The following is an 11,062-nucleotide window of genomic DNA, read 5'->3' as shown; positions in this document are numbered from 1 at the left end:
CCTTAGATCAAGGTTAGTCCTTGAACTTAATCTGGGACAGCGCGATTTCGCTGTTTGTCTTCAGATCCGGCTTCCAGTCCAGGCGGTTGCCGACGCGGACGTAACCGATCATGTGGTACATTGGGATATCGGCGACGATCTCGTCATGGACCTTGAGGAAGGCTTCCTGGAAGAGTTTTTCGCGCTCCGTGCCGGTCGCCGCCATCGCCTTTTTCAGAACGACATCAAGTGCCGGATCGGCAATCGTCGAATACTGGCCTTCGCTCAGGAACATGACAGGGGCGGTGAAACCGGCGTCGCCCGTGTTGTTGTCATGCTGCTGCTGGAAGAGTGTCGGGCCGCGGCCCTGCGGGAAAGGCTTATCGAGATAACGAACCCAGTCTGCGGCTTCGAGCTGGCGCAAGGACACCTTGAGGCCGATTTCCTGCCACATGGCCATCATCGCTTCCAGGGACTCGGCGGAGTTCGGGAAGAAGCCGTTGCGGCCGATGATGACGATTTCGGTATCGACCGGAACGCCGTCCGCCTTGGCTTCCTCGATCAGCTTCTTGGCCTGCTCGGGATCATAGGGCCAGGGCTTGATATCCGGGTTGTGGCCGAGGACGCCGGGAACCACCATCTGCGATGCCCGCAGTACGTCCTTGCCGAACAGAGCTTCGCCCATGCCGTCCCAGTCGATTCCAAGGTTCAGCGCCTTGCGGACGCGCACATCGTTGAGAGGCGGAATTTCCGCATCGATACGCATGCGGGTCGTTTCGGAATTCAGATAGGCGAAATCGGTGTCGGGATTGGTGGCGTCCTGCACGGCGAGCGACGGCGTCATGTCGGCCTCGCCGGATTCCACCATGGCCGCGCGGATGGCGGATTCATTGCGCCAGACGTAGGTCGCCTTGGTCACTTCGGGTTTTGCCCCCCAGTAGCTGTCACTGCGGGCCAGGACGATTTGTTCGTTGCCAGCACTTTCCAGCGTGTAGGGGCCGGTGCCCACTGGTGCGTTGGTCTCGCTGTCGAACGGCATGTTTGGCGAGACGATCTGCACAGTGCCGAGCAGCGTCGGCATGATCGGGATGGGGCTGTCGGACGTGATTTCGAGCGTTGTCGCATCGATCGCCTTTGGTGTCAGCTTGACGTCTCCGAACTTTGAGCGGCTGTCGCAAGTGAGCTTGGGGTTCATCAGCCGGTCGATCGACTTCGCGACGGCCTCGGCGTTGAAGTCAGTACCGTCCTGGAACTTGACGCCGGACTTCAATTTGATACGCCAGGTGAGGTCGTTGACCTGCTCCCAGCTTTCGGCGAGCCATGGCGCAACCGTGCCCTTCTCCGGCTCGATGTTGGTCAGCGTTTCCGTAATGTTTGAATTGATGACGCGTCCGATGTCAGAGCGGATCGATCGACAGGGTTCAAGGTTAGCTGGCTGCTCGGGCAGCACGATTTTGACTTCCCCCTCGGCAGCATGGGCTGCGCCGGAAAGCAGGATCGTCATCAGCGCCGCCGATACGCCCCTCGAGAATTTCATCGTCATTGTCATTTCTCCTCCCAGATAAAGACTTCGATGTGACTATTGCCTGGCCCCGCGCTGGATGCGCGAGGCTGGCGGAAAGCGCCTCCAAGCTGCAGAAAACACACTAGAGCACTAATGTATTAGTGTAGATACACGTGCCTGTCAACTAACGTGGACGCCGCGCCTCCGGTTTGCCAGCGACCGCGAAACTGCCTGTTCCTCTGCGGATTTTAGGGCTTCGACAGCGTCGCTGGCGCGCGCCAGCTTGTCGGTCGGAAGATTCGAGACCATCGGCATTAACGGACCGGTATCGGCAACGCCCGACAGCCGCAGGCCATCGTGCAGAACCTGAAGGCCGCCGAGCATCATCCTTACCTTCTCGAAATGCAGAAAAGGCTTGCTGAGCTCGAAGGCCTCTGCGGTACGGCCGGACTTGTAGAGCTCGAGAAGCTCCGAAGCGGCAGTCGGGGCAATGCAGACGGCGCCGGACGTATAGGTCGTCAGTTTGCGTTTGCCGAGATGGTCATGTATCGGCGTTTCGCCCATGCCGCTGGCCAGATATTCCGCCCCGATCGCCGAAAGCACCGCATCGAGGTAAGGGTCGTCAGCGGCTTCCGATTTCTCAACGGCATATTTTACGAAGCTGACTGCCTTTTCGGAGATCAGCTTGGCCAGTTCGTCCGGTTCGACGTAGTTCTCGCGCTTGAGATAAAGAATGAGGCCGCTTCCGAAAGCAGCGGCGAGCTTGCGCACACCATTGGCAACGCCGGCCGGATCGGCCGGGAAGCTGGTCGGCAGGACCATGACATTGCTAAAGCCGAGATGCCGGACGATCGGCACCTGCGCCATCGCCTTGCCGAAGTCGCTCCCAACAGAGGTGATGAGATGTGTCGTTGGGGCGGTCGATGCCTTGATCGCTTCCATGGAGGCCCGGTAATCGTCGAGACCGAAATGATAGAGATTGGCATTGCCGCCATAGAGCAGGATGTTCACCCCACCCGCTTCGATATGTTTGATGATAGCCTCGTTCGCGCTCGCATTCACCGAATGATCGGCATTGAGCGCGATGGGAGGCACGGCGACCACGGAAGATGCGTAGTCGGCCGGAGCAAGTGGTTGTCGCATAGTTGACCCTCCTGAAGTCAACTATCCTTACTGAATTTGGAAAAAGTTGTAAAGAAAAATTACATATCTGCTTTCAAGGGTCGAGATCGCCGTTCGTCATACGCCGGCGCGCCTGCAGAAGGTGGCTTTCCATCGCGACCCGGGCCCAGACCGGATCCTTGTTGCGGATCGCTTCAACGATATCGGCGTGCTCGCCGATGACCTTGCGGGCGCGGGCCGGCGATCCCGAGCGGGTCAGCGACAGCGATACGTTCATGAAGCTGCTGAGCGATACGTTCGGCCCCTCAAGCGCCATGCTGAAAAACTCATTGCCGGTCGCCTCCGCGATCGACAGGTGAAAACGGCGGTCGCTTTCCGCCAGAAGCAGGCCACGGGCCACCTGGCTTGAAAACTCCTCATGCGCTTCAATGATGTCACCGAGCGCCTTGTCCGTGCGCCGCTCGGCCGCAAGTGCCGCCGCGTTACCTTCGATGCAGAGCCGCAGTTCCTGATAGCGCAAGAAGCGCGAGATATCGGTGAGGTCGGCAAGATCGGGCAGGCTGCGCGACGGCGTGGTCAGCACATAGGTGCCGCTGCCGCGACGGGCTTCCACGAGGCCATCCAGCCGTAGACGCGCCAGAGCATCGCGAATGACGGGACGGGATACGCCGAACCGATCAGAGAGATCGCTTTCGGATGGCAGCCGGCTGCCCGGCGGAAATGCGCCTTTCAAGATATCACGCAAAACATGACCGTAGACCTGATCGGCATAGCTGGACGGTCTTATTTCAGGTATGTCTGCAACAGGGTTTGTATCGTCTGCCAAGGAGGCGCTGCCTTCTACCGTCGGTTTCACAAAATAGGCGGGCTGCTTTTCACTAAAGCATTAATGCATTAAAACAGTCAAAGACGATTTGAAAAAGGAAGACGTCTGTGACTTCTGATCTGCCCCTCGCCAAGCATCGTACCGGACTGGACCGCACGCGCCAAATCGCCCCGCAGATCGTCGAATATCTTCGCGAGAAAATTCTCGAACTGGAGCTCGCGCCGGGTACGCCACTATCGCGCCTGGAGTTGCAGAAGCAGTTCGGCCTCAGCCAGACGCCGGTTCGCGACGCACTGATGCGGCTGGAGGAGGAGGGGCTGGTCACCGTTTATCCGCAGTATGCCACTCTGGTTTCCAAGATCGATATCAATCTTGCGCGACAGTCACATTTTATGCGGCGTGCGGTCGAGCAGGAGATTGTCTATGAACTTGCGTCCAAACCGGACCGCCGCTTCATCGATCGTCTCGTCAACGCCAATGCTCAGTTGAAGACGCTCGTTTCATCTGGTGAATATGGGGACTTCCTGCGCCACGACCGCGCCTTCCATTACATTCTCTATGAAGAGGCCGGATTGATGGATGTGTGGCCGGTGGTGCGGCGCCACAGCGGTCATATCGACCGGCTTCGCCGACTCAACCTACCGAATGTCGGCAAGGGCCGCGTCGTCGATAATCACGATGCGATCATCGATGGGCTTGCGGCGGGCGATCCCGAACGGGCCGAACAGGCGATGAAGCTACATCTCTCCGGCACTCTTTCCATGGTTGCCAGCATTGTCGAGCGTTATCCTGATTTCGTTCAGGCGGACTGAAGCTCTCCGCATCCTGACGTCGCCTGTCTTGGCGGCGACGTTCCGCCTTGATCCGAATATATCGTCAGGCCGAATCCGGTGGGGCAGTGGCCGAAGTTCTTGATATAAACACTAATGCATTAGTGTATTGCTGTTGTGTTCCGCCTGTGCTACTTCCCGAAGCAAGACCAGATCACGCACAGGAAACGCCCATGCCCAAGACAGTCAGTGCGCTGCGCAGCGCCAGATGGTTCGCCCCCGACGATCTCCGCTCTTCAGGCCACCGTTCGCGCCTGATGCAGATGGGCTATGACGAAAAGGATTGGGGCAAGAAGCCGATCATCGCGATCCTGAACACATGGTCCGATCTCAATGCCTGCCACGCGCACTTCAAACACCGCGTCGAGGACGTGAAGCGCGGCGTGCTGCAGGGCGGGGGATATCCCGTCGAATTGCCTGTGCAATCGCTCTCCGAAAGCGCACTGAAGCCAACGAGCATGCTTTATCGCAACTTCCTTGCCATGGAGGCCGAGGAGCTCCTGCGCTCCCATCCTGTCGATGGCGTTGTGCTGATGGGCGGTTGCGACAAGACCACGCCGGCGCTCGTCATGGGTGCCATCAGCGCCGGTTTCCCAATGATCTTCCTGCCGGCAGGCCCGATGCTGCGCGGGAATTACAAGGGCGAATATCTGGGCTCCGGATCGGATGCCTGGAAATACTGGGACGAGCGCCGCGCCGGAACAATCACCAACGAACAGTGGACTGGCGTGGAAGAGGGCATCGCCCGCTCCTACGGTCATTGCATGACATTCGGTACGGCAAGCACGATGACTGCAATCGCCGAATCCATGGGCCTGACGCTGCCGGGCGCAAGCTCGATCCCGGCCGCAGACGCCAACCATATTCGTATGTCCACCCGCTGCGGCCGCCGCATCGTCGACATGGTGTTTGAGGACCTGACGCCGGACAAGATCATCAATCGCCAGTCCGTGGACAACGCCGTCGCCGTCGCCATGGCCACGGGCTGTTCCACCAATGCTGTCGTGCACCTGATCGCCATGGCGCGCCGTGCCGGCGTGCCGCTGACGCTCGACGAGCTGGATGCGGCCGGCCGCACGACGCCGGTCATCGCCAATATCCGTCCCTCGGGCAAACAATACCTGATGGAAGATTTCTACTATGCCGGCGGCCTGCGCGCGCTGATGGCGCAGATGAAGGACCGGCTCGATCTCGATGTCATGACGGTCAGCGGCTTCAAGCTGGGCGATACGCTGGAAGGCGCCGAAGTGTATAATGACGACGTCATCCGGCCACTCTCGAACCCGATTTATCACGAGGGCTCGCTCGCTGTCCTGCGCGGCAACCTTGCGCCGAATGGCTGCGTCATCAAACCGTCGGCCTGCGAGGAGCGCCTGCGCGTGCATGAAGGCCCCGCCCTTGTCTTCGACAGCTATCCCGAGATGAAGAAGGCGGTCGAGGACGAAAACCTCGACGTGACGGCCGATCATATCATGGTGCTGCGCAATGCAGGTCCGAAGGGCGGTCCGGGCATGCCGGAATGGGGCATGCTGCCGATTCCCAAGAAGCTGATCAGGCAGGGCATTCGCGACATGCTGCGGATTTCCGACTCTCGCATGAGCGGCACAAGCTATGGCGCCTGTATTCTGCATGTCGCGCCGGAATCCCATGTCGGCGGCCCGCTCGCGCTTGTCCGCACCGGCGACATCATCCGGATCGATGTGCCGAACCGCTCGATCGACATGCTTGTGGACGAGGAAACCTTGGCGAGGCGCCGGGCTGAATGGGTCGCCCCCGCCGACAAGTTCGAGCGCGGCTACGGCTGGATGTTTTCGAAGCACATCACCCAGGCCGATGACGGCTGCGATTTCGACTTCCTGAAAACCGAATTCGGCAAGTCTGCCGGCGAGCCCGATATTTTCTGATTGCCCGCATTTCCGGCCGGCACACATTTCTGATTGGAGGAACCATGACCGCGTACACCCTTTCCGACGCCACCCGCAAGAAATACGAAGCCGTCAGCACCGCGACGCTCTGCACGGCACTGTTCAAGCGGGGCCTGCACAACCAGTTCATTCAGGATGTGCGCCCCGTTGCGCCCAAGGCGAAGAACATGGTCGGTCAGGCTTTCACGCTGCGCTACATCCCGGCGCGCGAAGACCTGAACCAGATCTCGGTTTTCCAGAATCCGGAACATCCGCAGCGCGCCGCTGTCGAGCAGTGCCCGCCCGGCTCGGTGCTGGTCATGGATAGCCGCAAGGATGCGCGTGCGGCCTCTGCCGGCTCCATCCTTGTCTCGCGGCTGATGGTGCGCGGTGTGGCCGGTGTGGTGACAGACGGTGGTTTTCGCGACAGCCCGGAAATCGGCGAGCTGGACATACCCGCCTATCACAACCGTCCCTCGGCGCCGACCAACCTGACCCTGCATCAGGCACTCGACATCAACATGCCGATCGGCTGCGGCGATGTCGCGGTCTGGCCGGGCGACGTTGTCGTTGGCGACCGGGAAGGCGTGATCATCGTGCCTGCAGGTATTGCCGACGAGATTGCCGACGAGGCCGTGGAAATGACCGCTTTTGAGGATTTCGTGACTGAGGAAGTGTTGAAAGGTCGTTCGATCATCGGCCTATACCCGCCGACGAAGGAGCAGACGAAGGTCGACTTCACTGCATGGCGTCAGGCCAAGGGCCGGTGAAATCGTCCCGATTTTCCTCAAGGACATGGCGGATCACATGCACAACGACATCACCATTCTTCAGGCAGCACACCTCCCGGAAAAGACCGAGCGAGAACTGCAGGCGGCATTCGACATCATCCGTTTTCCAAAGGACCATGATGAGGGCATGCGCCTGCTTGCCGAGCATGGGCCGAAGATCCGCGGCATCGCGGTGCGCCATGCCCATATAGACAAAGCGATGCTCGATGCCATGCCGGCGCTGGAAATCATCTCCAGCTACAGCGCCGGCCTCGACGGCATCGATGTCGAGGCCGCGCAGGCGCGCGGCGTCGCGGTGCAGAACACTTCGAAAATCCTCGCGGAAGATGTCGCCGATCTCGCTATGTCGCTCGCCATATCGGTGACCCGCGGCACGGTACGCGGACATGATTTCGTGCGGGATGGCAGTTGGGAGAATGGTGGCACGTTTCCGCTTGGCCGTTCCCTACGGTCGCTGAAAACAGGTATCATTGGTCTCGGGCATATCGGCTCCGCCGTTGCCAAACGTCTGCAGGCAACGGGCGCCACGGTCGCTTACCAAGGACCCCGCAAGAAGCCCGTGGATATGGCCCACTTCCGGACCGCTAAGGAACTTGCCGCCTGGGCGGACCTGTTGATCGTGACCTGCCCGGCCATGCCGGAGACCATCGGCCTCATCGATCAAAATGTACTCGATGCTCTCGGCCCGGATGGCTTTCTGGTCAACATCTCCCGTGGCACCATCGTCAATGAGCCGGCGCTGATTGCGACCCTGGCGCGGGGCGGCATCGCAGGGGCCGGCCTCGATGTATTCGAGAAGGAGCCGCATGTGCCGGAAGTGCTGCGAAAAGACCCGCGCGTCGTGCTCTCGCCACACATGGGCAGCGGCACGCGGGAGACGCGCCAGCAGATGGGCGACCGGCTGGTCGAGGCGCTTCTTGAACATTTCGCGAAACGATAGACCGGCCTTGGGGACGCGCAATTGCATAGATCTCATTCAAGGCAACTCCGCATGTTCAAGAACCTGATTGCCGCCGAATGGTTGCGGGCGAAGGCGCCATCGAGAACATCAACCGGTCGAACACGAAGGATGTCGTTGGACTCTATGCCTGCGCCGGCTTTAGCGACACGACCGCTGCGATTGTCGCCGGCCCAGTCGGCGATGGCGCTGCGGGCATGATCCAGGCCGAAGAATAGGCTTCATTCAACAGTTCGTCACGCATGCGTGCGTTGAGGAACTCCACATAGCCGTTCTGCATCGGCTTTCCCGGTGCGATGTAGTGCCACTTGGTGACCCTCGACAAGGCCAGGATCGCATGGATGGCTGGTGTCAGCGATCGACGCCTATGCGCCGCACTCGGCCCGGAACCTTATCCGGAGGCCAGCAAAAAAAGACCCCGCACTGTGGCGGGGCAATAAGCGCGCCGCTGTTTGCTCAGCAGGACGCGGGGAGGCTCGGCATGATCGAGCCGCGTCAATCTACGACTGCGAATGTCGCTGCGGGAAGGCCTGATTCCGCGATTCCGGTACGGTTGGGCGAGAAAAAGTACCCGCCAGAGCGGGCAGATAAATTCGGCGCGTACGCAATGACAAGTCACGCCTCGTCGAATGTTGTGCGCAAAGCATGAACATCGGGTAAATACTACGGCTAGATCAATCCATCCGACTCGCAGACCTCGTCCAGGTCGTCGATCGGCAAATAGCCGTGGCTTTCAAGCCAGTCGTGCAGGATTGCGCGAAGAGCATCCGATCGGCGATGTCACGTTGTTTCATCAAAGCCCGGTGAAGCCGTTTGTCAGTAAACTCACGCAGTTGCGCTGGTCACGGCTGTCCACTGCGCCATTGCGCGGATCCGATGAATGTGGGTGGCCAGGGCTGAGCGGTTCCTGTGGTGCGACGAAAAGATTTCTGACTGCTGAAAAGTCCGAGATGAAACGTTGTAAGCCGCCGACAGATCGAATCCCTGCATCTTCCGTTCTCGTTTTCGAAGTTGCACGTGAGAATTCTCCGCGCGATTGTTCAGGCCCTTGTGCGATCAATGTTCGACAGAGGGCATCACATCCCGTCTTGCAGCTCCGTATGAGCGCAGTTTGTCGGTGACGATGCGCTTCGGCGTCGGGCCTTGCTTCTTCAGCAGTCTGACCAGCAATCGCTTGGCAGCCTTGGTATCGCGACCGGCCTGGACGATCTCGTCGAGAACATATCCGTTCTGGTCGACCGCTCGCCAAAGCCAGTGTTTTCGACCGCAGATGGAAATCACCACCTCGTCCAAATGCCAGATATCTTTTCGCGACGGCTTCTTTCTGCGCAACTGTTCGGCGTAAGCCGCCCCGAACTTCCGGCCTCATCGCCGGATGGTTTCGTAAGACACGACAATGCCGCGCTCCAACAGCATTTCCTCCACCAGCCGCAGGCTCAAAGGGAACCGGAAATACAGCCAGACCGCATGGGCGATGATCTGCTGTGGAAAGCGGTGGTTCTTGTAACTGATCGTCGGCGAGTTCATCTCAGCCGAATTATCCTCCAAACGATAAGCTGCAGACAACGTGACATCGCCCGGCCATGTTATTGTCGAGCATGGGACGATCCCGGTGAACGCCCTCTTCGATGAATTGCGGCCGCTCTCAGTGAATGATGGCGTCACGGAGATAGAAAGACTGGTCGGTTCAAAGCCTCTGGCTGCCCGGCCGCCCTCTGGCTTCGAACTGCACAGGATCGGCGGCGCGGTCAGCAGTCGATCGGTTCATGCGGCCATGCTGGATGCCCTGCGGCTTGGGGTACAGTTCTGATAGCGCCGAATGTCTATGTGGGCGCGGCGGCCACGGAGGCGCGCTCGACGACTTCCGTCTTCAGGACGACGCGCGTCGCCTTCGCGGTGTTTCCGTTAAGCCGCTCGACCAGTAGCTTTGCCGCCGCTTCGCCAAGGCCGTAGACGGGCTGGCGCACGACCGTGACGGGCGGTGTTGTGACGGACGTCCAGTCCGCATCGTGAAACGACACCAGCGACAGGTCGTTTGGAATGGTGAGGCCAAGCTCGCGACAGACCTTGAACACTTCAAGGCCGATCACGCTGTCAGATGCGATTACAGCTGTCGGACGCCGCGAGGATTTGAGCATGACAGTGGCGATACGGTGGGTGTGTTCCGGCGTCACGGCGCCCACATGCACCCAGTCTTCCATGTCCTCCAGGCCTGCTTCCAGGCAGACGTCGAGAAAGCCCTCGATGCGCCGGCGCACCGAGCCGGTATTGATATCGGCCGGGGTGCGGAACCGGTGTTCGGGGGTGTCGCAGGCGGTGATGTAAGCGATGCGCCGGTGGCCGAGCGCAATGAGCCGCCGCGTGATACCTTCGGCGGCATGCCGGTCGTCGGCGATCACGGTGTCGATGTCGAGTGTCTCGCTGCCGCGGTCGAGCAGCACGAGGGGCCGGCCGGAGCGGGCAGCCTCCCGCAAATGGTCGGCATCGCTCTCCTTGGCCGGCGAGACGATGAGGCCGTCCACCCGCTTTGCAAGCAGCGTACGAATTGCGGACTTTTCCGTGGCGGCGTCTTCGCCGGAATTGATCAGGATGACGGTGAAGCCGGTCTGCCGGGCGACATCGGTGATACCTCGCATCGCCAGGCTGAAGAACGGATTCTCGATATCGCCCACCACCACCCCGATCGTGCCGGACCGCCCCGTCGTCATACTGCGGGCCAGTTCGTTCGGCTGGTAGTCGAGGGCGCGGGCGGCGGCGGTCACCGCATCACGCACATGGTCGCTCACGGTTCCATAGCCCCCAAGCACGCGCGCGGCGGTGGCTTTCGAGACGCCCGCCTTGCAGGCGACGTCGGCTACCGTGACGGAGGGGGAACGGGGTGGGTTTTGGTCCATGGAGGCTAGCCTTACAAGAGATATTGACGACTGGCAAATGCGAAGATAACAATTGCGAAAGGTCAAAGAGACCGGTCTCTTTTTAATTTGAGACCGGTCTCAATGTGAGAACAGTAAGATCCCGGCATGCGATGGCGTGGGCCGGACGAGCGGGTCGTTCCCTCGTCCGGGTGGGACCCATGCGCGCAGAAAACATCGCAGATAACACCACCAGAGGAGACCAAGCCGATGAGACTATCAGACGCCATCACTTT

10 protein-coding genes and 2 pseudogenes are annotated in these 11,062 nt (G+C 60.1%); 6 read left to right on the top strand and 6 right to left on the bottom strand.

Features of this window, described 5'->3' with window-relative positions; all coding sequences use genetic code 11:
• Positions 1-13: 13 nt before the first annotated feature.
• The 3 genes from HV823_RS24805 to HV823_RS24795 all read right to left on the bottom strand — a co-directional run bounded on the left by HV823_RS24805 (position 14) and on the right by HV823_RS24795 (position 3,431).
• Entirely contained in the window at positions 14-1,522 is a 1,509-nt protein-coding gene (locus HV823_RS24805; protein WP_176952355.1) for an ABC transporter substrate-binding protein, read from the bottom strand.
• 141 nt (positions 1,523-1,663) lie between these two features.
• Positions 1,664-2,626 carry a dihydrodipicolinate synthase family protein gene (locus tag HV823_RS24800; protein WP_176952354.1) on the bottom strand — a complete coding sequence of 321 codons (963 nt, stop codon included), beginning with the start codon at positions 2,624-2,626 and terminating at the stop codon, positions 1,664-1,666.
• A 73-nt stretch (positions 2,627-2,699) separates the two neighbouring features.
• Entirely contained in the window at positions 2,700-3,431 is a 732-nt protein-coding gene (locus HV823_RS24795; protein WP_176952353.1) for a FadR/GntR family transcriptional regulator, read from the bottom strand.
• Between the two features lie 107 nt (positions 3,432-3,538).
• Here HV823_RS24795 and HV823_RS24790 point away from each other — a divergent pair, with 107 nt between their 5' ends.
• From HV823_RS24790 to HV823_RS24770, 5 genes are all read left to right on the top strand, one after another.
• Positions 3,539-4,243, top strand: coding sequence for an FCD domain-containing protein (locus HV823_RS24790; RefSeq protein ID WP_176952352.1), 705 nt, complete (start codon positions 3,539-3,541; stop codon positions 4,241-4,243).
• 191 nt (positions 4,244-4,434) lie between these two features.
• Positions 4,435-6,165 (top strand): L-arabinonate dehydratase, encoded by a 1,731-nt coding sequence (gene araD / locus HV823_RS24785; protein WP_176952351.1) that lies wholly within the window; start codon positions 4,435-4,437, stop codon positions 6,163-6,165.
• A 44-nt stretch (positions 6,166-6,209) separates the two neighbouring features.
• Positions 6,210-6,935 carry a ribonuclease activity regulator RraA gene (locus tag HV823_RS24780; protein ID WP_176952350.1) on the top strand — a complete coding sequence of 242 codons (726 nt, stop codon included), beginning with the start codon at positions 6,210-6,212 and terminating at the stop codon, positions 6,933-6,935.
• A gap of 37 nt (positions 6,936-6,972) precedes the next feature.
• A complete protein-coding gene (locus HV823_RS24775; protein ID WP_246301956.1) occupies positions 6,973-7,896 on the top strand; it encodes a 2-hydroxyacid dehydrogenase in 924 nt (307 codons plus the stop codon).
• A 77-nt stretch (positions 7,897-7,973) separates the two neighbouring features.
• Entirely contained in the window at positions 7,974-8,132 is a 159-nt protein-coding gene (locus HV823_RS24770; protein ID WP_176952336.1) for a hypothetical protein, read from the top strand.
• Here HV823_RS24770 and HV823_RS24765 read toward each other — a convergent pair.
• Together HV823_RS24765 and HV823_RS24760 are read right to left on the bottom strand one after the other, a co-directional pair.
• Positions 8,064-8,254: pseudogene (locus tag HV823_RS24765) on the bottom strand (integrase core domain-containing protein); the annotation flags it as partial. The gene HV823_RS24770 and the pseudogene HV823_RS24765 overlap by 69 nt on opposite strands.
• 485 nt (positions 8,255-8,739) lie before the next feature.
• A pseudogene (locus HV823_RS24760) lies at positions 8,740-9,488 on the bottom strand (IS6 family transposase).
• A 38-nt stretch (positions 9,489-9,526) separates the two neighbouring features.
• On the opposite strand from HV823_RS24760, the gene HV823_RS24755 reads away from it, so the two are divergent.
• Positions 9,527-9,724, top strand: a complete 198-nt coding sequence (locus tag HV823_RS24755; protein WP_246301955.1) for a hypothetical protein — start codon at positions 9,527-9,529, stop codon at positions 9,722-9,724.
• A gap of 13 nt (positions 9,725-9,737) precedes the next feature.
• On the opposite strand, the gene HV823_RS24750 is transcribed toward HV823_RS24755, so the two are convergent.
• Positions 9,738-10,808, bottom strand: coding sequence for a LacI family DNA-binding transcriptional regulator (locus HV823_RS24750; RefSeq protein ID WP_176952348.1), 1,071 nt, complete (start codon positions 10,806-10,808; stop codon positions 9,738-9,740).
• Positions 10,809-11,062: the final 254 nt, after the last annotated feature.

Source organism: Mycoplana rhizolycopersici (assembly GCF_013378445.1).
Lineage (GTDB): Bacteria > Pseudomonadota > Alphaproteobacteria > Rhizobiales > Rhizobiaceae > Mycoplana > Mycoplana rhizolycopersici.
The sequence above is the reverse complement of the archived record's forward strand: the minus strand, read 5'-3'. Positions and strand labels throughout refer to the sequence as shown.